Genomic DNA, 22,177 nt, shown 5'->3' with positions numbered 1-22,177 from the left:
ATCTGAAACAACGATGGGCTGTCTAAAGGGTTTGGAGCAAGGGTAGGTTTATGTCGTTTGGATAGCGATGCGGACGCCGCGTGGTAGGCGTATAGATGCACTTTTAAACTACATAAACTTTTGGCGTTGCATTGGAGCCTTTGTTGGTGAAAACACCAACAAAGGCAAAAAAGAATCAAGTTTTTTAATTATTTTCTTGTCTTTCTTATCAATTTGCGAATACAGTATTGTGGTAAACCCTATCAGTATCCACAGAGTCAAACTAATTTTCTTTATCATTTCATTCGATCTTTATTTTCGCGGCATGACGCACAACGGTTCGGGGCTTTGCGATGGTGGGGCTTTCAAAGCACAAATCTTCAATTTTGCACAAAAGTTTAATCGAAGCACTGCCGTTGAATTTAGCAGTTTCGCCCCACTATTGCAAAACCCTTGTTACCAGCTGGCGTTTTTCGGTTAGTTAAAGTTATACGGATAACCAATTTCGTTTAGGTCAGCTTCAAGTTGTTCCCAATCTTCAAGTTGCTCAACGATTGTCAAAACCATTTCTTTTGTCAGCGTTTTTCCGTTATAAATTTCTGTCACGGTTTCCAAAGGAATTCCACTTTCTATAAAACTTTCGTCAAAATATTCTGTTGCCCAATCAACATAAGTTTGTGGATTTCCGTCAAAAATGCTCAACATTTCGTCAGAATTATCTTCGTAATTTTCGATTTGTCCAGTTTTCCAAGCTTTATTTTCGGTTGTCCAAACGCAAAATGTTGTTCCGATTGTTTTTACAGGTTCTCCAAAAATAAATTCGTCAAAAATAGAAGGTAAATTTTTTGTTAGTTTCTCTTTTTCTTGCTGTTGATATTCGTGAGCAAAACCATTTATTACACAGCCGTCTTCTCTAAATAAAATTAGCATTTGGTCGCCCGAACCATTTCGCATTTCACAAAATTCTTCATTGTCTGCCCATTTATTGTTGTATGAATAATATCGATATTCCCATTCTTGGGAAAGAATTGCGTCTAAAACAGAAATTGCTTTACAAATTGTCTGTAATTTTTGTCCGTCAGGTAAGTTTAGTTCTTTGGTTGAAATCATTTGTCGTTTTTATGTTTTTCGTTTCAGTGAGTGTCGTTATACGCTTGCCACTAACGTTTGGGCACTTGGCGCAGTGGCGGATTTGGGAGCACAAAACTGTCAATACACCACAAAAGTTGATGCGAGGTAGAATGTTCAATTAACCACGTCACCCGCCATTGAGCCAAACGCCTGTTGTATGCTGTGCTTCATTTAAGTAGGAAATATATTGGTTTATATCCTCCCATGTATGCAAAGCTTGAATAAAAGTCTAAATTCATACTGTCCATTTTTATTTTTCCAAATGCTTCGATAGCTTCAACTATGTTGAATGTTTTTGCTGTTTCCTGAATTAAATGTATTATTTCAGATTCAGATTCTATTGTTTTTGTCAACAACGATTTTTCAGGTTGATAAGTCTTGTTAAATGGAATTTCATATTCTACTTGTTCACCATCTTTAAAGTCAAGTTTTAACCACAAACATTCAGGTTTATCACTCAATTCCCAAAAACTTCTAACTAATGGCAAACCTGCAATAATTGGTATTCCAAGAGATTTCCCACTATTTGCACCAAAAATTACTTGATTGCTTATTTTCAAAATGATAGTATCTGTTTTTGATATTGAAAGTTTCGGTCGTCTTGGGTATAAACCAATTATTTTAAACTGATCGTGTTCGTGAATCATTTTAGATACAATTCCTCCTTCGCGTGTCATCCATGGGAAGAGAGGAACAACAAAGGAAAATTCTTTGTCAAGTATGCGTTTTAAAATCGGCACAATTGTCAGTTCAACCGTATGTTCTCCTATAAAACTTGTGGCTTTTGACATTTAATTAATTTTTTTCTTACTTTAAACATTATGATGGTTATTAGCATAGCATACAACTCGTAAATATACGCAAGTTTTGTAGTACTTTTTGTATTTATTTGTACTATTATAATGAATTATTGTACTTTTGATGTCGTATTTATTTTTTAAACCGAGAGATTACATCTCCAAATTAGCTTTCAATATCCTATAAAATTTAATCCTCTCCAGCCGAATATCTCAACGCCGCCTCAACTTTTCCAAAGATCCAATCCTCACGCCCTCCTACCAGGCCTTGAGCAGAATTTTTGCTGCTCTGCCCGCAAATCGAAAGACCCAATAATTTAAGGAAACACTTTATTTAATCCTATAAAATTTTATCGAGCGGCCACTTTTCTCCTTTACAACCTAGGCTTCCAGGTCACTTCTTCCACGCCCAGCTCCTGCGCCATGCTGCGGCCAAGTACGAAGAGGTAGTCGGAGAGGCGGTTGAGGTACCGGATAACGATCTCCTCCACGGGCTCCTGCTCGTGCAGCTGAATCACCGCGCGCTCGGCCCGACGGCACACGGTACGCGCCACGTGCCCGTACGAAACCGAAGCGTGCCCGCCGGGCAGCACAAAAGCCCGCAGCGGGGGTAGTTTTTCGTCCATGCGGTCCATTTCGTCTTCCAGGCGCTTTATGTCGGCCTCGTGCAGGTCGGGGAGTGGCTTGCGGGTTTGGTCGGGCTCCGAGGCCAGGTGCGAGCCCATGGTGAAGAGCCGGTCCTGGATTTCCTTGAGCAGGTCGCGGCGGGCGTCGTTCACGGGCTGGTCGCGCAGCAGGCCCAGGTAGGCGTTTAGCTCGTCTACGGTACCGTAGGCCTCGATGCGGACGTGGGCTTTGCTGAGGCGGGTACCTCCAATGAGCCCGGTGGTGCCGTTGTCGCCGGTTTTGGTATAGATTTTCATGGGTAAGGTACTTTAAGAAAGTGGTGAATAAGCGAAGCGCGCAAAGGTACTTCCGGCTTTTCTATGTCCGTCGGTTTCTTTTAGAAAACAACCTTCCGAACGGGTATTAGGTTTTGGAACCGGGCCGCCCTAATTTTGCACCGCTTTTGGCACAATTCTGTGCACTTGATAAGTTAGTACTACCTCTATTTCCGCATGAAAGTAACAACATTTGGCATAAAAGTATGGCGCTGGTTTTCGGTGCTCCTGGTGGTGGGCGTTCTGATGTGGACCTACGCCACCCTGCCGGACCTGGTGGCCGTCGATTTTTCACCCGCCGGTGTACCCGAAAACTACCTTGATAAAAGTACGGTATTTTACATCGTGATGGGGCTCATCCTGTTCAACAACGTGGTGATTAGGGCGGTGGCGCGGCAGCTCGTGAAAGTACCCGTGTCGTCGCTGCCCATTCCCCGGCGTGAGGCTTGGGCGCAGCAGCCCGAGGAACTCCGTGAGCACCTCACCAACTGGCTCTACAGCCTGGTAGCGGCCATCAATACCATTTTGGCGCTCACGCTGCTGGCGCTCTCTACGGTGAGTAGCTCGCAGTTCAAACAAGATGTGTTTGACTTCGCCTGGGTACTTTACCTGGGGCTCGTGATGCTGACTGTTATTGTTGTGGCGCTTCCGGTGCGGCTGATGCGCCCGCCGGTCCCGGATACCTTGTAAGCCTAATGGAAGAAAATGGACGGCCCAATGCGGAGCCCATTCGCCTCCGCGACTACACCTACCACCTGCCCGACGAGCGCATTGCCCGCTATCCGCTTAGCCCGCGCGACAGCTCCCGGCTGCTCGTCTACGGCCAGGGTACCCTGGAGCACCGCCGCTTTACCGACCTGCCCAGGTACCTACCCGCCGACACGCTGCTGGTTTTTAACAACACGAAGGTGATCCCCGCCCGGGCGTACTTTCAGAAACCCACCGGCGCTACCGTAGAGGTACTTTTACTGCACCCCGAGCTACCCACGCGCGTGATCAACGACGCCATGCTGGTGCGGCGCGAGTGCGTGTGGGCCTGCATGATTGGCAACAAAAAACGCTGGAAGCCCGGCGAGGTACTTTCGGCCACGCTCACGGTAGGTACCCAGGAGGTACTTCTGGAAGCCTCCTACGCCGACTACGACCAAAACCAGGTACGGCTGCGGTGGGTATCGGACCATACGTTTCTGGACGTGGTGCAGGCGTTGGGTGAAATCCCGCTCCCGCCTTACCTCAAGCGCGGCACCGAAGCCAGCGATAAGCACACCTACCAGACCGTCTACGCCCGGCACGAAGGGGCCGTGGCCGCGCCTACGGCGGGGCTGCATTTTACCGATCAGGTTTTGGAGCAACTGGCGGCTCAAGGTACCCAGCGCGCGTTTCTGGCGCTGCACGTGGGGGCGGGTACTTTTCAGCCCATCAAGGCCAGCACCGTCACCGAGCACCGGATGCACGCCGAGCAGGTGGTGTATTCGCGGGAGCTGGTGGGGCAATTGCTCGAAAAAGCCGACCAGATCGTGGCCGTAGGAACTACCTCGCTGCGCTCGCTGGAAAGCCTCTACTGGTACGGCGTGAAGCTGCTGCGCCGGGAAGGTACTTCGTTCTGGATCGAGAAGCTATACCCCTACCCGCTCCTGGCCGCTGGTCAGGTACCTTCGGCCCCGGCAGCGCTGGCGGCCGTGGCGGAGCACATGGACGAAGCCGGACTCTCCGAGCTCGTGGGCGAAACGGAGATCTTCATCTTCCCCGGCTACCGCTTTCAGCTCTGCCGCGGACTCATCACGAACTTCCACCAGCCCGACTCCACGCTCATCCTGCTCGTGGCGGCCTTTGTCGGTCCCGACTGGCGGCGCCTCTACGACGAAGCGCTCAGCGAGGGCTACCGCTTCCTCAGCTACGGCGATTCGTCGCTGCTCTGGCGGAGCTAGAGGTACTTTGTAGCAGAGGGCATGGAGCAAAGGGGTACCTACGTTTCGAGCAAAGGGTACTTGGGCCTTGTATTTTGGGGGTACTTTTGTTTCACTTCATGGGGTACTTTCCTTCTTTGTGGGTCCAAAGGTACCGGGCAGTAGTACAAGTACCCCCCGCTGACGTAGTATGGCAGGTACTTTTGTGGTATATTACTCGCAAGTACTTCTTGACCTACCAACCGAAACCTCCTCGGGTACTTTGCCTTTATGAAAAATCGCCTGCTTTCGCTGGATGTGCTGCGTGGCCTCACGATCATGCTCATGACCATTGTGAACAATCCCGGTAGCTGGGAGCACGTGTACCCGCCGCTGCTGCACGCCGAATGGCACGGCTGCACACCCACGGACCTGGTCTTTCCGACTTTCCTGTTCATTGTGGGCATCACCACGGTACTTTCCACGCCCCGGCGGGTACTTACTTCGGGTACCTTCCAGCGGCTGCTCACCCGCGCGCTCCGCATTTTTTCGCTGGGTTTATTCCTGAATTTCTTCTCCAAAATAACCTTTTTCGGCCTTACCGGTCTGCCGCTGCTGGGTATCCGCCTGGCCCTAACGGCCTTGGTGGTGGTAGCGCTCTTTGGCGAATACGACAAAAAGCGCCAGCTCTACGTGGCGCTGGGTATTTTCGCACTCATGATGCTCCTGGCCTTTGGCGGCTTCGAGGCCTACAGTACGGTGCGGATTCCGGGGGTTTTGCAGCGCATCGCGCTGGTGTACCTGCTGGTCTCGCTGCTGTACCTGACCACAAGTACCGCCACGCAGGTACTTATGGGTGTAGCCATTTTACTGATCTACTGGGCGCTGATGACGCTCGTGCCGGTACCGGGCTTCGGCCCGGCCAACCTCGACAAAGGCATCAACCTGGCCGCCTGGCTGGACAACCTACTGCTGCCGGGCCACCTCTGGTCTGTCTCCAAAACCTGGGACCCCGAAGGCCTCCTAAGTACCCTCCCGGCGGTAGCGACGGGCATCGCCGGGCTGCTCACGGGTACTTTGCTCCAGAGTACCCTTTCCAAAAACCAAAAGACCGCCTACCTGCTGGCGGCGGCACTGGGTGGCATCGCGCTCGGCTGGCTGTGGGGGACGGTTTTTCCCATCAACAAAGCCCTCTGGACGAGCTCCTACGTATTGTACGCCGCCGGGCTAGCGCTGCTGGTGCTGGGTACTTTGTACTGGATCATCGACCTGCGCGGCTACACCCGCTGGACGCTTCCCTTCGTTATTTTTGGGCTCAATCCCATCGTGGTGTTTTTCTTTTCGGGCGTTATTCCGCGGGTGCTGGGCAGCATCCAGGTACCTTCGCCCGCTCAGCCGGAGTCCGTCAGCTTGCAAAGCTACCTTTATGATTTCCGGCTCGTGCCGCATTTCTCCAATCCCCTCCAGGCGTCGCTGGCCTGGGCGCTGCTCTACCTGCTATTTTGGTTTGTGATCCTGTACGTACTTTATCGTCGGCGGTTGGTGTTTAAAGTGTAGGGCGAATAAGGTGCTTAGGGGCCGCATAATGATTACGTACCTCAAGGCACGCGCGCGGGCTTTTCTCCACTACAGCCACCTACAAACATTTGACCGCTATGCGGCCAAGAAACGCTTAGTTCAATTTAAAGTACCCCTACGCCCCAAACTAAAGTACCCCACGCCCGAAACTTCCTGCCACAAAGTACCCTATGCCCCGAGCCCTCTGCTACAAAGTACCTGCCAGAGGTACCTGGTCTTGTTTTTCTTTCCTGGCGTTTTTGGTAAAAAAACAAAGTAGCTCAAAATAACGTATTGCTCGGCGGGGTACTTCATTTCGCTGGAAAAAATACGTTACTTTGTATTCTTAAATTTTTTTAAGAAATCTCTTAGCCATTCGATCTTATGCAGCGCAGAACCTTTTTGCAACAAAGTACCCTGGCTACCTTGGGCGTGGCGGCGGCAGGCTGGTCGGTGGCGCAAAGTACCCCCGCCGACTTCCCGACGGTGCGGGTACCGGCCGAAAAGCGGAATTTTTCCAGTACGGCGGTGGAGGCCACCATCGAGCGCATGAAGCAGGTCATCAAAGATCCGGAGCTGGCCTGGATGTTTGAGAATTGTTTTCCCAATACGCTTGATACGACGGTCCATTTCAAAACCATTGAAGATAAACCGGATACCTTCGTCATTACGGGCGACATCGACGCCATGTGGCTCCGCGACAGCACCGCGCAGGTGTGGCCCTACCTGCCCCTCATGAAGCAGGACGCCAAGCTACAGCACCTGGTGGCGGGGCTCATCAACCGCCAGACGGCCTGCATCCTCATCGACCCGTACGCCAACGCCTTCTACGACCAGCCGCGCGAGAGCGAGTGGTCCAAGGACGCCACGGCCATGAAACCCATGCTGCACGAGCGCAAGTGGGAGCTGGACTCGCTCTGCTACGCCATCCGGCTGGCCTACCACTACTGGAAAACCACCGGCGATACGCGCCCGCTCGACCCCGACTGGAAGCAGGCCATGAGCCTGGTGCTGCAAACCTGCCGGGAGCAGCAGCGCAAAGAGGGGCGCGGGCCGTACCGCTTTGGACGCGTCACGTCCTGGTCGACGGACACCGTACCCGGCAACGGCTACGGCAACCCGATCCGGCCCGTGGGGCTGATCGCCAACATCTTCCGGCCTTCGGACGACGCCACCATCTACCCGTTTTTTATTCCGTCCAATTTTTTTGCGGTCATTTCGTTCCGGCAGGTAGCGGAGCTTCTGGAGGTAGTTCACCGCGATGCGGCGCTGGCGCAGGAGTTTCGGGCGCTGGCGACGGAGGTAGAAGCGGCCCTGAAAAAGTACGCCGTGTACCCGCACCCCAAGTACGGAAAGATCTACGCCTTCGAGGTAGACGGCTTTGGCAACTACCTGCTCATGGACGACGCCGGGATTCCGGGGCTCATCAGCCTGCCGTACCTGGGGGCGCTGCCGGTGAAAGACCCAATTTACCAGAATACGCGCAAGTTCATACTCAGCGAAGACAACCCGTACTTCTTCCGGGGCCAAGCCGGCGAAGGCCTGGGTAGTCCGCACACGCTGGTGGACCAGATCTGGCCCATGGGGATCATTGCCCGCGCCATGACGTCTACCAGTACCCCGGAGATTGAAGCACAGCTGCGGCTCCTCAAAACAACCCACGCCGGTACGGGCTTCATGCACGAGTCGTTTGATAAAGACGACGCCACGAAGTTTACCCGCAAGTGGTTTGCGTGGGTCAATACGCTCTTTGGCGAGCTGCTGCTCACGCTGGAAAAAACGCACCCGCAGCTGCTGGCTAAGGTGTACTAGCAAAGGGTCGTTCTCCCCTACTGAATCCGGCTGAGGTACTTTTTCTTTGTAAAGTACCTCAGCCGGATTTTCCTAAGAATTATAGGTAGCGGTAGAGGCCGCCTCAACGGCCTGGGGCTCGGCGGGTAGCTCGATGTAGAAGGTAGTGCCCTGGCCCGGCTCGCTCTCAAACCAGATAACCCCCTGGTGCGCCTCAATGATTTGCTTGGAAAAAGACAGCCCCAGCCCAAAGGAAGGCTCCCCGTGGGTACCTTTTCGCTTGGCTTCCGAGAACGCCTGAAATACTTTTTCCTTCAGATGTTCCGGAATCCCGATGCCCGCATCCTGCACGGTGAGCCGGAACGTCTGGTCGATTTGCTCCGCTTTCAGGCGGATCACGCCCTCCGTGGGGCTGAACTTAATGGCATTGGTGAGCAGGTTGCTCAGTACCCGCCACACCTTTTCGCGGTCTACCAAAAGCCGAACGGGCTCGTCCAGGATCAGCTCGATACGCTGATGTTTCTCCTCCGCTTTAAACCGCAGGGTATCCACGCACTGGTAGATCAGCGCCTGCACATCTACCCACTCTTTCTTCATGTCGGCGGGGCGGTTGTTGAGGTTGGTTGTGAGCAAATCATTGATCATCTTGATCGCGTGCTGGCTCGACTCCTGGGCCAGCTCCACCAGTTCGGCGTGCTCTTTGGAGAGCTGGGCTTCCTGCAGCAGGAGCATCGCGATGGTACCAATGGCCCCGATGGGATTGCGCAGGTCGTGGGCCACGACCTTCAGAATCCGGTCCTTGTTGTCGTTGATTTCGCGCAGATCGGCCGTAGCCTGCTCCAACTGCATGTTCTGGAAGGTCTCCTGCTTGTTGAGGCGCGTCAGCTCCGCTACGTTGCGCCGGGTAGTTTGCCAGTTTCGAACGAGCAGCAGCAGGATCACCAAAATCATGACCGCTACCAGGATGGCAATGTAGAGATATACTTTTTTTAATTCATTCTCTTTGCTGAGCAAGTTGTACTGGTACTGCTGCTCGATCCGCTCAAACTCCTTGTACACATCGGCGGTCACCAGGTCTTTGTTGGCTCGCTCCAGCGAATCGTTCAGCAGCATGTACTCTCTGAGGTACTTATAGGCGCGGTCGGGCTGTTGCAGGCGGTCGTAGTAGCCCCAGTTGAGCTTGTGAAGCCGGGCTTCCACCACCAGGCTTTTGATGGTATCCAGCGAGGTCGCCAGGCTTTCAGCCACTACCCGAACGTTGGCCAACTGGTTGGTTTCCAGGTACAGATTTCCTAGCTTTAATAAGGAAACCTGGGCGTCGTGGTTGTCAAATCCGGGCTGGCTGTTGATAGCTATGCTCTTTTTCAGCAAATCTTCCGCGATGGCGGTTCGTCCGGTTTTGGTGTAAAGGTCGGCCTGGTTGCCATACACCACTCCTTTGGCCCGGGCTAGGTACTCCTTCCGGTCGGGGTACACTTTTTCATTTTCCCGGATGTACGCCAACGCCGCCTTGCTGTAGTAAACCGCACTGTCAAGCATGCCTGCCCGGGCGTAGCTAAGGGCGGTATTGCTAAGTACCTCTTGGCGCAAAGCGAAGTTGGTGAAATCAGGCTGGCAGAAGGAGGCATCTTCAAAACACTGCTTAAAATTAGAAGCCGCATCCACAAACTTACCCTGTTTGTAGCTCACCATCCCGAGCCGGTAGGTATATTGGCTCTGAACGCAGCGGTCCAGCACCGTTTCGGCCATCATCTTCCCCCGGTAGTAGTGCTGGTAGGCCTCGTGGTACTTTTTATACTCAAAGAGTACGTCCCCTTTCCGAAAAATAGCCATGACGTACTCCAGCATGTACTTCTGCTTGAGCTCTTCGGTAGCCAGCGTCAGGGGGATGCTGTCCAGGTAGGCAATGGCGTTGGGGTAGTCTTTGCGCTCGAGGTAGTACTTGCCGCCCAGGAACGCATATTTCCGGATTTGGGCGCCCACTCCGGGCCGGTCGATCAGGTTATAGGCTGAGTCGAAAAAAGCCTTCGCGGCGTCAGGGTTTTTATCGAAATTTCGAAGCGCTAGTTCCTGAATACTATCTACGTAAGCGATATGGTCAGGATTGCGCTGAAACCCCGAATCGCACGACACCATACACAACCCCAGGCAAAATGAAAGTATACAAGTGCCCGCCGAGCCCCTGAAAAAATACTTGTAAATTTTTACCATAGGTTTGTTAATCAATTATTTAAATACTCTCGCCCCGTCCTCCTGCCTACGCTTCCTGGTAGCCTGCTGCGCCAAAAAGTCAAACTAAAGGTAGGTATAATTAATTCCCTGCACAAGAGCGGCTGAGGCCCGGCCAAGGTACTTAAAAGCAAGTACTTACTACTGTTTTTCTGATTGGTACGTAAAAATAGGAAGGTTATGGATGAATACAAACCGGTGATTTGAAATAGTCCCGCAGCCGGCCCCTATTTCGGCAAAAAAAGCGGAGTTCTATCTTTCTAAACCTGGGCGGTATCCAAGCTGTAGCCACTCTGACCACTACCCATTTCCACTCACTCCCCTTTTAACCTTAATTAACCTTGTTGCAAGGACGATTAACCTAGTTCCTGGCTACGGGCGGGTACCTTTGTTGCGTCTTATTTCCCTCCCAGCCACAGGTACTTTTAGCCATGAAAAACCTTTCCTTTTTCTTAATGCTCCTGCTTCTCTTCGGGCTCGGCAGGCCGCTACTGGCCCAACATCCGGCAAAGATCAGCCTGCAGGGCGTAGTACTTGACTCGGCCAGTCGGCCGCTCGAAGGAGCAACCGTGATGCTGCTCAGCGGGCGCGACTCGTCGCTGGTTTCCTTTGGGCGTTCGCAGGCCAACGGGCGCTTTGAATTTAAAAATGTAAGCAACGAAGGGTACCTGCTCCAGGTTACCTTCGTGGGCCTTCAGCCTTACCGCCAGCGCATCGAAGTACTGGCGGAGCCGACGCTGGAGCTAGGCACCTTGTCGCTAGTACCCTTTCCGAAAGACCTACAGGAGGTAGTGGTACGGGGTGAGCGGGCACCGGTCCAAATCCGGCAGGATACCATCGAATACAATGCCGACTCGTTCAAGGTGCAGCCCAACGCCGTGGTGGAGGACCTGCTCAAGCGCCTGCCGGGCGTGGAGGTAGAGCGCGACGGCACCGTACGCGCCCAGGGCCAGCAGGTACAGCGCGTCACCGTAGACGGCAAGGAGTTTTTTGGCCGCGACCCCAAAATAGCCACCCGCAACCTACCCGCCGACGCTATCGACAAGGTACAGGTACTGGACCGCAAGTCGGACCAGGCGCAGTTTACGGGCATTGACGACGGCCAGCGCGAGAAGACCATCAACCTCACGCTGAAGGAAGAAAAGAAAAACATGACCTTCGGCAACCTGACGGGCGGTGGCGGGCCCAACCACCGCTACGCGCTGCGCGGCAACCTAAACCGCTTTTCCAAAACCAAGCAGCTGTCCTTCCTGGGCATGGGGAATAACGTGAACCAGCAGGGTTTCTCGACCGACGACTACCTCAACTTTACCGGCGCAGCGCAGCGGATGATGTCGGGCCAGGGCGGTGTGCGGATTCAGATCAACGGCGACGGCGACAACGAGATCCCGCTCAACCTCGGCGGCCGCACCAACGGCTACCTCACCAACTGGGCCGGGGGCGTCAACTTCAACAACCAGCTTACGCCCAAAACCGAGGTCAACGGCAGCTATTTCTACAACCAGCTGGGCCAGAACGTCGACCAGCGCATCAACCGCCAGACTTTCCTGCCCGGTCGTACCTTTGGCAGTACCCAGCAAAACGCCCAGCATACCGGCAACGCCACGCACCGGATGAACCTGGTGCTGGACCAGAAGATCGATTCGGCCAACTCCATTCGCTGGACCAACCGCTTCGACTACCGCCAGACCACCGCCCGCGTGCGCGGGGAGAGCCGCGCCTTCGGGGCCGACGGCCAGCTCGAAAACGAAGGCCTGCGCACGACCTCCTCGCAGGGCGACGGCCTGCGCCTGAACTCCGACCTGCTCTTTCGGCACCGCTTCCGCAAGAAGGGCCGCACGCTGTCCAGCAACCTCAGCCTGGGCCTCGACCAGAGCGACCGCCAAGGTACCCTCCACGCCCTCAACCGCTTCTTTGGGAACAACAGCAGCACGCCGACGCGCGCCGATACCCTGCGCCAGGAAAACGAGCAAACCAACGACCGCCAAAACTACGGCCTGACGCTCGCTTATACCGAGCCGCTGGGCCAACGCAAGTACCTGGAGCTCAACTACGCCTGGCAAAAAGCGCTCAACGAGGTAGACCGGCGCGTGTACGATCTGCTCGACGAAGGACGCACCCGGCGGCTCAACGCCCCGCTCAGCAACCAGTTTCGGAACGACTTCACCTACCAGCGCGGCGGCTTCAACTTGCGTACCACCCAAACTACCTACAACGCCTCGGTGGGCCTGAGCGTGCAGCAGTCGTCGCTGAAAGGGGTACTTGTACAGCAGGACACGAACATCGAACGGAGCTTTGTAAACGCCCTGCCCAACGCCCGCTTTCAGTACAACTTCACCAATACCCGTAACCTCAACCTTACCTATGACACCGACGTACGTGAGCCGAGTATTCAGCAGCTCTCGCCCGTCGTGGACAACACCGATCCGCTCAACGTGTACGTGGGTAACCCGGCGCTACGGCCCGAGTACAACCACCGCCTCCGGCTGCAGTTTTTTGATTTCAACCAACTAAAATTCAGCAATTTGTTTGGCTTCGTGAGCTTCACCTACACGGCCAACCGCCTCACCGACAGCCAGCAGATCGACGCCGACCTGGTACGCACCTTCCGGCCCGTCAACGTCCGGAATGACTACAGCCTCATGGGTGACGTAGCCAAGGGCTTTCGCATCCGGCCGCTCAATACCCGCGTGAACCTCAGTACCAATTTGCTCTACAACCGCTCCATCACGCCCGTCAACGGCCAGGACAACCAGACCCGCCGCCTGGTGAGCCGGAACACGCTCCGGCTGGAGTACCGCTACAAGGAAAGCTTTGACCTGACGGCCAGCGCCCGCCTCACCTACAACCAAACCGCCTACTCGCTCAATACCACTCTGAACCAGCGCTTTACCAATCAAAACTACGACCTGGAAGCCAACTGGCGCCTGGGCAAGGTACTTACGCTGAGCTCCACCTTCGACTACGCCATTTACCATTTTCCCGACTCCGACTTCAGCCAGCAGGTACCTCTCTGGAATGCCTCGGTGGCCCGCACCATGCTCAAAAACAAGCGGGGTGAGCTGAAGCTCTCAGCCGTGGACCTGCTCAACCGCAACGTGGTCGTGAACCGCGTGGCGCAGGCCAACTTCGTGCAGGACGAGCAGATCCGCTCCTTGCAAAGGTACTTCCTGCTGAGCTTCACCTACTCGCTGGGGATTAAGCGGGGGCCGCAGCCGGGCGGAATACGCATCATGCAACAGTTTTAAATCAAATCATTGAATCACCAATTAATTAAATTCAATACCTATGAAAAAGTACCTTGCCGGACTGCTGCTAGCCCTCTGCGGCGGCACCGCCCTCGCCCAAAACACCGAGGGCATCGTGCTCTACGACCAGAAAGTGAACGTACACCGTCGCCTGCCCGACGAAGCCATGAAGGCCATGGTGCCGGAGTTCCGCACCAATAAGATGCAGCTCGCCGTACGGGGCGGGGAGTCGCTGTTTAAAAGCATCGAATCCAACGACGAGCCCATCGAGGCGAGCGGCGGCGCACGCTTGGTGATACGGGTACCACAAAACGAAATCTATCGTAACTTTGAGCAAAAGAAGAGCGTGGAGCTGCGCGAGCTGGCCGGACAGAAATTCCTGATCCAGGACTCGCTGCGCCAGGTACCCTGGAAGCTCACGGGAGAGTCTAAGAAAATCCACGGCTACGACTGCCTGAAGGCTACCTACATCCAGCCCGAGCGGCAGCAGCCCATCGTGGCCTGGTTTACGGACGCCATTCCCTGCCCCAGCGGCCCGGCCGTGTACGGGGGCCTGCCGGGGCTCATTCTGGAGCTGGACGTCAACGAAGGCGAAATGATCTACACGGCCACCAGCCTCGGTTTAAAAAAACTCACGGGCAGCGACCTGAAGGTACCTTCGGGCGGCAAGAAAGTCAGTGAGGCGGAGTTTAACAAAATCCGGGACGAGTACATGAAAGAAATGGGCAACGGCGGAATGCGGATCATCCGGAACTGATCCGCTTTGAGAAGTACCCCCGAGCCATCGGTATACAATATGAATCTTTTGCGTCGAAATAAACTACCCACCTTCCTCATGGTCGCCAGCCTGGTTTTGCTGGCGGCCTTTCAGGCATTTTGGCTGCGGAAAGAATATTTCGAGCAAAAAAATCTCCTTCAGAAGGAGACCGACCTACTGCTGCGCACCACCATCCAGGCCCTGGAAGATTCGGTATTTCAGCAAAAAGTGGGGAAGTACTTTCTGGAAGAAAAAACTACCTCCACACCTGCTTCTCCCAAGCCTAAAATCATTGCTCTGCGCCTTCGGCAATCCGAAAAAGGGGGGGTGCTCCCGTCTGCCGATACGCTTTTGCCCGAGCTAGAAAATTCGGCTTTCTTTACGGCAACCGACCTGCCGGCCACCGCGATCAAGAGCATCAAGGTACTTAGGTCCTCGTCGGGGATAGGCGACTCGCTGCGGCTACAAGGCCTACTGCACGACTCCACCCGCCAGCCCAAAATAGAGATCCGTATCGTGAGCGCCAAAGGGCAAGACGACTCTCTGCAGCAGATCATCAGTCGGGTACTTCGGCCTATCCAGGCCTCGGTAGCGGGTCGTCAAGAAGAAGCAGAAGTTAGGCCCTCAGAAAAGCCCCGTATCCTCAGATCCCGGCTTCCGGTCGACAAAAAAATAGTGATTCAGCTGGGCAAGGACACCCTCTCCCTGCAAGCGGTGCAAACCGACTACGCGCAGCGCATCCGGCAGGCCCAGATTCCGCTCGCTTTTACGATGCAGCGCAACGCCGGTGTCGACAGTACCTCCACCGCACTTCGTACCGAACCCGTACGGAGCACGATGCCGACGGGCTCTACCTACTCAGCCGCCTTTACCCGCTACCAGCCGTACCTGCTCCGAAAGATCACGCCCCAGCTGCTGTTTTCTCTTTTCCTGCTGGCTACCACGGCCCTGGCCTTTGCGGTTATTTACCGCAACCTGCAGCGGCAGCAGCGACTCGTCCAGCTCAAAAATGATTTTATCAGCAACGTGACGCACGAGCTCAAGACACCCATCGCTACCGTGGGCGTGGCGCTGGAAGCCCTGCAAAGCTTTGGCGTGGACCGCAACCCGGAGCAGACGCGCGAGTACCTGGCCATTTCTCGCCAGGAGCTCGACCGCCTCGCGATGCTGGTTGACAAGGTACTTAAAACAGCCCTTTTCGAGCAGCAGTCGCTGGCCCTGGCACCCGAGCCGCTGGATGCCGCCGAGCTGGTCCAGCAGGTACTGGGTACCTTGAGGCCGCAGTTGGAAAAATACAACGCTCAGTACCAGTACGTACCTGAAGGCTCAGATTTCGGCCTCCGGGGCGACCGGATACATCTTACCAACGTACTTTATAATTTGCTCGACAACGCCCTCAAGTACAGCCCAAGTACCCCCATTATTACCATCCGGCTGTGGGAAGACGCTACGCACCTCCGGCTGGAGGTACTTGACGAAGGCATCGGGATTCCGGAGCTCTACCAGCAGAAGATTTTCGAAAAATTCTTTAGGGTACCTTCGGGCGATGTGCATAACGTAAAAGGCTACGGCCTCGGCCTGAGCTACGTAGCCAGCGTGGTGCGGAGCCACGGGGGTAGTATTGAGGTGGAAAGTACCCTGGGCCACGGCAGCCGGTTCACGATCCAGCTACCCCGAAACCTAAGTCTATCAAGTACCGCAAGTACCTTTAAAAGTACCCCCTCATGACGCGCCTCAAGCTACTCTACGTGGAAGACGAACCCTTTTTGGGGAAAATTGTGAAAGAAAGCCTGGAAAGCCGCGACTTCGACGTGCGGATGGTAGCGGACGGCGGGCAGGTCATGGCCGAGTACGGAGCCTTTGCGCCCGACCTGTGCGTACTGGATGTGATGCTGCCGCAGCGCGACGGCTACGAGCTGGCGCGTGAAATTCGGGCGCTGAACCCCCGGATGCCCATCCTGTTTTTGACGGCCAAAACCCAGACCGACGACGTACTGAAAGGATTTCAGGTGGGAGGAAACGACTACATTCGGAAGCCCTTCAGCCTCGAGGAGCTCATCGTGCGCATCCAGAACCTGTACCAGCTGGCGCAGCTGCGCGAAGGCACTTTGTCACTGGCCCAGCCTACTGAGGTACCTCTCGAAAGTATCCGGCTGGGCAGGTACCTGTTTTTCCCGCAGCAGTACGAGCTACGTCTAGACGGCCACGTACGGAAGCTTTCGCACCGTGAGGCCGAGCTGCTGAGTATTTTGATTGAGAACCGGAACTTCAAAGTACAGCGCCGCGACATCCTGATGCGGGTCTGGGGCGACGACTCGTTCTTCAATTCCCGCAACCTGGACGTGTACATTACCCGCCTGCGCGACTACTTCCGCGACGACCCTCAGGTAGAAATCGTGACGCTGAAAGGCGTAGGGTACCTCTTCAAAGGCGCGGCTCCCTACCCGGTTCAGTCCGGCCGCTAGAGGTACCTGCTACACTTCGTACACAAAATACGGCTGGGCATAGCCCGCTTTCGTCAAGATGTGCTTGGCTACGTTGAAGACCTTCACACTCCCACCGATTTCGCCTTCTAGGGTGCCTATGTGCGCGTGGCCGTGAAAAGCCGCCAGGACGTTCCGGCGGCGCAGCGGATCGGCCAGGCGGGAAGAGCCCAAAAAGGGGTAGATAGCCTCCGGCTCGCCCACGATGGTATCTTTGATGGGCGCGTAATGCAACAAAACAATTTTTTTGATGTCTTCGTGGTCGGCGTCGAGGCGCGCCAGGGCGCGGTCCAGGTGCAGGGCTTCGTCAACGGCCTCCTGCACAAAAGCCTTCATGGCACCTTCGCCAAACATCGAGAGCATGTAGTTGTCAAATCCGCCGCCAAATCCTTTCACGCCCGCAAACCCCACGCCTTTGATCACCACCGCTTCGCCGTCCAGCACGTGGACGTTTTCTTTCTGCACCACCTGCCGGATCAGCTTATGGCGGTTTTTTTCGTAGTCGTGGTTGCCCAGTACGGCCACCACCGGGATCTTGCAGTGCTTGAGCTCATCAGAAAGTACCTCGGCTTCCATTTCGTCGCCGGTGTCGGTCAGGTCGCCGCAGATCAGCAGCACGTCGGCCTGCTCGGATACCTCTTTGAAGTAGTCGGCCCATTTGCCTTTGTCCGTTTCACGAACGTGGATATCGGCTACGGCCGCTATTCTTACTTTTTGGCTTTCTTCCATAATCAAGTCGTTTTGATTGTGGTTACTTTATAGTCCCACTCTTTGATGTCAATCATGTACTGGGTCTGGTCGATGATCGGCCCCCGGCACACCTTCTCTACGGGCGAGGGCAGGTCGTACTGCTCATGAGCCCGGACCATCAGCTCCTCAAAGAGCCAGCGCGGAATGATCTCGTGGAAGTCGGAAGGGTACACAAACTGAAACTGGAGTAGCTGAGCCAGCAGCAAATGCCAGTGCGGGTCCATCCGGAACAGCAGGCGTTTCCAGTCGAGCTTCTTTCCGCATTTGAGCAGGATATGGTTAACATCGGCCGCGTCGTAGCGCTCGCGGTTCTGGACGTACATCTTGCACCAGGCCAGCTCCACGGGCGACAGCAGAAGTACCTCCATGCCCGCAAACTCGCCCTTTTCGGCGTGCTCGTACCAGCTGTCGTCCACCGTGCAGATGTTATTGACGGTATCAAAAATAATATCAATGAAGTACTCTCCCTTGAATATTTTGGCCAGCCAACGTACGTCGGTCAGCTCGGTTTGGTACCCCCGGTCGGCGAATAATTTCAAGATTTTAGGGTACTCGCTGGGTTTGCAGAACAGGTCCAGGTCCTTGGTGTCGCGGTAGACGCCCGTGTAGTGGAACAGGGGAATGGCCCCGCCCACCATATAGCGAATCTCGTGTTCCTTCAGGAGCTGCAAAGCATCCCGGTAAAAGGCAAGCGCTTGCTCTTTTTGCTCTTCGGTTTCAATCATAGTAGCGGTTATGCCAAAGGGTTATTTTATTTCATTTTGCCGACTTTCTCTATCTTGAAGCTACCTTTAGTAGCGGCACAGGCAAGTAGTAATAAAATAACGTGCCATTGGATTTTGGCCCCTATCGCTTCCCCACTACGCTACTGAGCGGCGAGACGCCGTTCTCGTTAAATGCCTCAATAGCAAAGTAGTAAGGCACCCCTACGTTGAGCGCTCGCAGCTCGAGGGCGCCGGGCTGGTCGTCCCAGATCTGGTAGGTTTGGTACAATTTATCGGGACCAATTCCCCAGCGGATGTTGTAGCCCACCGCACCGGGTACTTTCTCCCAGCGGAGGTCGGCGTTGCGCTCGTCCGGCTGCCGTACTACCTCCAGCTTGCGAGGCGTGGCAGGTACCTTGCCCATGCCTTTGCCAAACACCCGAAAATCGCTGATGGCCAGGTTGGGCGACGCCACGTACCCGTGCTCGTACTTGACGTAGCGCGCCCGCCGGGGCTGCCCGTTGGGCTGCGGGGGTACTTCCAGGTAGGCGCAGGGGCGGTCGCGGCGGGGTAGTTGGGCCAGGTCGGCGGCCAATTCCCAGCGTTTGCCGTCGAGTGAGGTATAGAGCTTAAATTCCGTATAGACCTTGGCGGGGTCGTTGTCGTAGATGTTGGACTTGTAGTCGGTGTAGTTGATCTGCACGGCCCGTACTTCGTGCTCCTTTTCCAGGTCCAGGATCAGGGTTTCGCCCGGCTTATTTTGCTGTGCTACCCAAAAGGTACGCGGGTTTTCGTCGGTAAGGTGGGCGGGGCCCAAGGTACCTACGGGCAGCGTATCCCGCACCGACGACGCCCGCACGGGCTTGCGGTACGACAGCAGCATCCAGCCCGTAAAGAGCTCGTCGCGGTGCTGCCATTGTTGGGTGGGCAGGTAGTGGGGCAGATCGCCGAAGCGCGTGTTGGCGTACATCTGGTCGTCCTGGTCGAAGCCCGCCGGGAACATGGCAATGCGCCGCTCGAAGTTCCAGTTGACGGCAATCCAGGGCGTGCCGGTATTCCAGTAGTTGCCGTAGTTGTCCTGAAACGTATTGCCGTGCCCGGCCCCCTGCACAAACCCGCCGGGCTTGTACGAAATGGGGTTATAAGGTGCGTATTCAAACGGACCGAGCGGATCTTTGCCCACGTAGGTACCATTGGCGTATACGTTGTACTCGGTACCCGGTGCGCCGTATTGCAGGTAGTACTTGCCGTGGTGCTTGGTCATCCAGGCTCCTTCGGTGAACGGCTTGATGGGGTCGGAGTGGTTGGGGCCGAAGCGCTCCCAGCCGTGCTGGTAGGGGTCGAGCCAGAACATAGCCTGGTACTGGCTTTTGTAGGCCAGCCGCTTGCTATGATCCAGCTCCGCCCCGAAAATAGGGTACACGTTGGACGAGCCCCAGTACATAAACCAGCGGTCGGTGTCGGGATCGTGAAAAATGGCCGGGTCCCAGGGGCCGATGTCCTTGGGCAGGCGGGGCATCCAGCGGTTATAAAACTCAAAAGTACCCTTCTCGGGCTCCACCGAATACAAGATGGGCCGCTGCTCAAAGGTCGATTGGAATAAAAATAAGGTATCGTTGACGGATAGCGCCGCCGGGGCGCACATGTCCTCAAACGGCCAGCGGTTGGCTACGATGTACCGCCAGTTGACCAGGTCTTTGGAGTGCCAGTAGCCGCCCGAGATCGTCACGAAGAGGTAGTACTCGCCCTTGTGGTTCACAATGACCGGGTCGGCACCGGAGCGGTAGGAGATCCGCTCGTTGATTTGCTCAAAGTTGTACTTGTAGTCAATGTCCATCGGGTTGCAGTAGGTACGCGGAGGTACCTGGGCGTAGCCGGGCAACAAAGCTCCCAACAGGCTGATCAGTAGGGTAAAAAAAGTACGTATGACCATTGCTTTACCAGTTAAATACACGTCCGGAATAAAAAGGAACAGCGGCGGTAAGCTACGCAATTTTCCACAAAAAAGAGCGGCCCACGTTTCGTGAGCCGCTCTAAACACTACATACTCCACAACCCTATTCTACGCTAGAAAAGGTGTCACAATGGCAAAGACAGCCTCCTTGGTCAGAATTTCGTCAAATGCTTCGGTCACGGCTTCTTTGGATTTACCCGCAATGCCGTTAATATCTACTCCACCCTGTACGGTATTGTCCTCGCCCGCGTATACGGCAGCCGGTGAGCCTTCGTTCAGCGTTATCCAGGGCTTGATCTCGGGACGATTCCGGATGGTACCTAGTATTTTGCGGGCAACGGCGGCGTGGCGCGCTTCCACGGAGTGGATCTGTAAGGCGTACTCCAGCAGGGGCTTGTCTTCAGCCGCCATCAGGTTTCCGGCCTGGCCTTTATAGGCGCGCACGCCCGTATCTTCAAAAGCGTGCGACAGGAACACAAAGCCGTCGAAGGTATTGAGCGAATCGGGCAAAGTACCTTTGGCCGTAAAATCAAAGTTAGGCTTGGCAGGAGCGGCTGCGCCCAGTGCGCTTTCCAGGAACGCTACGTGCTGCGACTCGTGCTTGCCAATTTGGGCAAATACGGGCTTGTACATATCGGGGATCAGTCCGGCTTTGGCGTTTCCGGCCTTGTAGAACTCATCCTCCAGGTACTCCAGGGTAAGCGCAAACTTTAGTACTTCAATGGCTCCGGGCGTAAAGGCGAAGGCTTTATTAAATACCGAAGCCAGCGCAACGGGCGTAGCGGCCGCCATAAGCTTGGTGCCAAGGCTGGACATAAAGCTACGACGGGAAGCAAATTCCAAACGATCCAACGCCTCGGCGTCCACCTGTTTGATGTCTTCAATGAGTTTGAAAATATTCATAGTTTCTTAGAAATTTTGTAGGAATGGGAGATCGAGATCACTGGAAAACGGAGGCATTGGCGGTGAGCGTCGTTTTGAAGAACGGCTGCACGGCGGGCAGGATTTGCTTGGGCGGCGTAGCGCGGTCAAGCCCAAACATCATTCCGTTGACTTGCGCATCGACGATGTCGTCTCCGGCAAAAGAAGTCGTATTGGGCATCAACAGGTCGCGGATGGCCGCCGCATGGCGCGCTTCTACGGATACAATCTTACCGGCCAGCACCAGGTAGTCGGGCGTTGTGATAAGTTTACCGGCTCCGTTGTAGGCCGCTACGCCCGTATCTTCCAGTACCTTGGCGGTACCCAGTACGCTGGCGCGGCTCGAAAAGTCTACGCTCGAAAAATCCAGGGCCAGGCCCGGAATGATCATGCCCGTGGGCGTCAGCGCCGCTTGGAAGAAATCCCGGTGGATGATCTCGTGGTCACGGATGTCGGTCAGCATTCTCATTTCCATGTCCGTCATACCGGCGTAAGGCTTGGCTACGGCTTCGGTATAAAAAGCGGCTTCCAGCTGCTCCAAAGCGTAGGCGTAGTTCAGAATCCCTACGTCTCCCTCGCCCAGGTCTACGGTGGCTCCGTCGATACCCGGCACAATGTCGTGGTCTTTACAGGCTCCCAGCACAAATACGCCCAAGGTAGTTGCTACCCCCGCCGACCGCAAAAAATATCGTCTATTCACCCGGGTTAGCATCTGACCTCCCCTTAAATCCGAGTTGGTCATGAAGTTGTTTTTTTTGTTCATAGCAGTAAAAAGGTTGTTCAGTACCCTCCGCCCATCGGAAAGCATTTGTAAAGACCTACGGCGGAAGTTTTAGTATAGATTGAAATCAGGAAATAAAAGCAGCACACACGCCTATTTCAACCAGCCAATTTCTTGCACTAAATCAAGTCTAAAGTACCTGAGGAGGGTACTTTGATAGCACTTTTCAAATTCGTTATTTTTGCAAATTTTCCGCAAAAAATTCTCCAGAGCTACGTTCTCTCCGGCCGCAATTTCTTAAGATTCTACCCGGCTACCTGCGAGGTAC

General features: G+C 54.8%; 18 protein-coding genes. 9 read left to right on the top strand and 9 right to left on the bottom strand.

Translation table 11 applies throughout. The annotated features are described in order from the left end of the window. The first annotated feature begins 67 nt into the window (after positions 1-67). Positions 68-460, top strand: a complete 393-nt coding sequence (locus tag HNQ92_RS16295; RefSeq protein ID WP_184175108.1) for a hypothetical protein — start codon at positions 68-70, stop codon at positions 458-460. Here HNQ92_RS16295 and HNQ92_RS16290 read toward each other — a convergent pair. The 3 genes from HNQ92_RS16290 to HNQ92_RS16280 form a co-directional block, all read right to left on the bottom strand. Continuing rightward, positions 457-1,089 (bottom strand): hypothetical protein, encoded by a 633-nt coding sequence (locus HNQ92_RS16290; protein ID WP_184175107.1) that lies wholly within the window; start codon positions 1,087-1,089, stop codon positions 457-459. The genes HNQ92_RS16295 and HNQ92_RS16290 overlap by 4 nt on opposite strands. A gap of 188 nt (positions 1,090-1,277) precedes the next feature. Further along, positions 1,278-1,901 (bottom strand): hypothetical protein, encoded by a 624-nt coding sequence (locus tag HNQ92_RS16285; protein ID WP_184175106.1) that lies wholly within the window; start codon positions 1,899-1,901, stop codon positions 1,278-1,280. 380 nt (positions 1,902-2,281) lie between these two features. Next, positions 2,282-2,830 carry a cob(I)yrinic acid a,c-diamide adenosyltransferase gene (locus HNQ92_RS16280; RefSeq protein ID WP_184175105.1) on the bottom strand — a complete coding sequence of 183 codons (549 nt, stop codon included), beginning with the start codon at positions 2,828-2,830 and terminating at the stop codon, positions 2,282-2,284. Between the two features lie 195 nt (positions 2,831-3,025). Between HNQ92_RS16280 and HNQ92_RS16275 the strand changes: the two genes are divergently transcribed. The 4 genes from HNQ92_RS16275 to HNQ92_RS16260 all read left to right on the top strand — a co-directional run bounded on the left by HNQ92_RS16275 (position 3,026) and on the right by HNQ92_RS16260 (position 8,103). Next, positions 3,026-3,538, top strand: coding sequence for a hypothetical protein (locus HNQ92_RS16275; protein WP_246440254.1), 513 nt, complete (start codon positions 3,026-3,028; stop codon positions 3,536-3,538). Positions 3,539-3,543: 5 nt separating this feature from the next. After that, positions 3,544-4,776 (top strand): S-adenosylmethionine:tRNA ribosyltransferase-isomerase, encoded by a 1,233-nt coding sequence (locus HNQ92_RS16270; protein WP_184175104.1) that lies wholly within the window; start codon positions 3,544-3,546, stop codon positions 4,774-4,776. Positions 4,777-5,025: 249 nt separating this feature from the next. Beyond that, positions 5,026-6,291 carry an acyltransferase family protein gene (locus HNQ92_RS16265; RefSeq protein WP_184175103.1) on the top strand — a complete coding sequence of 422 codons (1,266 nt, stop codon included), beginning with the start codon at positions 5,026-5,028 and terminating at the stop codon, positions 6,289-6,291. Positions 6,292-6,675: 384 nt separating this feature from the next. Then, complete coding sequence (locus HNQ92_RS16260) at positions 6,676-8,103, top strand: glycoside hydrolase family 125 protein (protein WP_184175102.1); 1,428 nt, start codon at positions 6,676-6,678, stop codon at positions 8,101-8,103. A gap of 72 nt (positions 8,104-8,175) precedes the next feature. On the opposite strand, the gene HNQ92_RS16255 is transcribed toward HNQ92_RS16260, so the two are convergent. Next, positions 8,176-10,218, bottom strand: a complete 2,043-nt coding sequence (locus HNQ92_RS16255; RefSeq protein ID WP_184175101.1) for a sensor histidine kinase — start codon at positions 10,216-10,218, stop codon at positions 8,176-8,178. Positions 10,219-10,742: 524 nt separating this feature from the next. On the opposite strand from HNQ92_RS16255, the gene HNQ92_RS16250 reads away from it, so the two are divergent. From HNQ92_RS16250 to HNQ92_RS16235, 4 genes are read left to right on the top strand one after another with little or no spacing between them, the layout of a single operon-like run. Continuing rightward, a complete protein-coding gene (locus tag HNQ92_RS16250) occupies positions 10,743-13,559 on the top strand; it encodes an outer membrane beta-barrel protein (protein WP_184175100.1) in 2,817 nt (938 codons plus the stop codon). Between the two features lie 40 nt (positions 13,560-13,599). Beyond that, positions 13,600-14,316: a GLPGLI family protein gene (locus tag HNQ92_RS16245; protein WP_184175099.1), complete on the top strand. Its 717-nt coding sequence runs from the start codon at positions 13,600-13,602 to the stop codon at positions 14,314-14,316. Between the two features lie 39 nt (positions 14,317-14,355). After that, entirely contained in the window at positions 14,356-16,044 is a 1,689-nt protein-coding gene (locus tag HNQ92_RS16240) for a sensor histidine kinase (RefSeq protein WP_184175098.1), read from the top strand. After that, entirely contained in the window at positions 16,041-16,781 is a 741-nt protein-coding gene (locus HNQ92_RS16235) for a response regulator transcription factor (protein ID WP_184175097.1), read from the top strand. Before HNQ92_RS16240 ends, HNQ92_RS16235 begins: the two co-directional genes overlap by 4 nt. A 9-nt stretch (positions 16,782-16,790) precedes the next feature. Here the strand turns inward: HNQ92_RS16235 and HNQ92_RS16230 are convergent, their stop codons facing one another. The 5 genes from HNQ92_RS16230 to HNQ92_RS16210 all read right to left on the bottom strand — a co-directional run bounded on the left by HNQ92_RS16230 (position 16,791) and on the right by HNQ92_RS16210 (position 21,891). Further along, positions 16,791-17,528, bottom strand: coding sequence for a metallophosphoesterase family protein (locus tag HNQ92_RS16230; RefSeq protein ID WP_184175096.1), 738 nt, complete (start codon positions 17,526-17,528; stop codon positions 16,791-16,793). 2 nt (positions 17,529-17,530) lie between these two features. Then, positions 17,531-18,274, bottom strand: a complete 744-nt coding sequence (locus HNQ92_RS16225) for a nucleotidyltransferase (RefSeq protein ID WP_184175095.1) — start codon at positions 18,272-18,274, stop codon at positions 17,531-17,533. Between the two features lie 121 nt (positions 18,275-18,395). Further along, positions 18,396-20,186, bottom strand: coding sequence for a family 43 glycosylhydrolase (locus HNQ92_RS16220; RefSeq protein ID WP_184175094.1), 1,791 nt, complete (start codon positions 20,184-20,186; stop codon positions 18,396-18,398). Between the two features lie 129 nt (positions 20,187-20,315). Beyond that, on the bottom strand, positions 20,316-21,110 hold the full coding sequence (locus HNQ92_RS16215; RefSeq protein WP_184175093.1) for a ferritin-like domain-containing protein: 795 nt from the start codon (positions 21,108-21,110) through the stop codon (positions 20,316-20,318). A gap of 37 nt (positions 21,111-21,147) precedes the next feature. Further along, entirely contained in the window at positions 21,148-21,891 is a 744-nt protein-coding gene (locus HNQ92_RS16210) for a ferritin-like domain-containing protein (protein ID WP_221307468.1), read from the bottom strand. Between the last annotated feature and the right edge of the window lie 286 nt (positions 21,892-22,177).

Origin of the sequence: Rhabdobacter roseus (assembly GCF_014202275.1) — a bacterium.
Classification (GTDB): Bacteria; Bacteroidota; Bacteroidia; order Cytophagales; family Spirosomataceae; genus Rhabdobacter; species Rhabdobacter roseus.
This window is presented reverse-complemented; position numbering and strand designations above follow the sequence as displayed.

Coding starts and splice junctions, on each gene's coding strand:
- HNQ92_RS16240 (WP_184175098.1), top strand. CDS start 14,356: ATGAATCTTTTGCGTCGAAATAAACTACCCACCTTCCTCATGGTCGCC.
- HNQ92_RS16270 (WP_184175104.1), top strand. CDS start 3,544: ATGGAAGAAAATGGACGGCCCAATGCGGAGCCCATTCGCCTCCGCGAC.
- HNQ92_RS16280 (WP_184175105.1), bottom strand. CDS start 2,830: ATGAAAATCTATACCAAAACCGGCGACAACGGCACCACCGGGCTCATT.
- HNQ92_RS16290 (WP_184175107.1), bottom strand. CDS start 1,089: ATGATTTCAACCAAAGAACTAAACTTACCTGACGGACAAAAATTACAG.
- HNQ92_RS16255 (WP_184175101.1), bottom strand. CDS start 10,218: ATGGTGTCGTGCGATTCGGGGTTTCAGCGCAATCCTGACCATATCGCT.
- HNQ92_RS16260 (WP_184175102.1), top strand. CDS start 6,676: ATGCAGCGCAGAACCTTTTTGCAACAAAGTACCCTGGCTACCTTGGGC.
- HNQ92_RS16225 (WP_184175095.1), bottom strand. CDS start 18,274: ATGATTGAAACCGAAGAGCAAAAAGAGCAAGCGCTTGCCTTTTACCGG.
- HNQ92_RS16285 (WP_184175106.1), bottom strand. CDS start 1,901: ATGTCAAAAGCCACAAGTTTTATAGGAGAACATACGGTTGAACTGACA.
- HNQ92_RS16220 (WP_184175094.1), bottom strand. CDS start 20,186: ATGGTCATACGTACTTTTTTTACCCTACTGATCAGCCTGTTGGGAGCT.
- HNQ92_RS16245 (WP_184175099.1), top strand. CDS start 13,600: ATGAAAAAGTACCTTGCCGGACTGCTGCTAGCCCTCTGCGGCGGCACC.
- HNQ92_RS16230 (WP_184175096.1), bottom strand. CDS start 17,528: ATGGAAGAAAGCCAAAAAGTAAGAATAGCGGCCGTAGCCGATATCCAC.
- HNQ92_RS16295 (WP_184175108.1), top strand. CDS start 68: ATGCGGACGCCGCGTGGTAGGCGTATAGATGCACTTTTAAACTACATA.
- HNQ92_RS16275 (WP_246440254.1), top strand. CDS start 3,026: ATGAAAGTAACAACATTTGGCATAAAAGTATGGCGCTGGTTTTCGGTG.
- HNQ92_RS16250 (WP_184175100.1), top strand. CDS start 10,743: ATGAAAAACCTTTCCTTTTTCTTAATGCTCCTGCTTCTCTTCGGGCTC.
- HNQ92_RS16265 (WP_184175103.1), top strand. CDS start 5,026: ATGAAAAATCGCCTGCTTTCGCTGGATGTGCTGCGTGGCCTCACGATC.
- HNQ92_RS16210 (WP_221307468.1), bottom strand. CDS start 21,891: ATGAACAAAAAAAACAACTTCATGACCAACTCGGATTTAAGGGGAGGT.
- HNQ92_RS16235 (WP_184175097.1), top strand. CDS start 16,041: ATGACGCGCCTCAAGCTACTCTACGTGGAAGACGAACCCTTTTTGGGG.
- HNQ92_RS16215 (WP_184175093.1), bottom strand. CDS start 21,110: ATGAATATTTTCAAACTCATTGAAGACATCAAACAGGTGGACGCCGAG.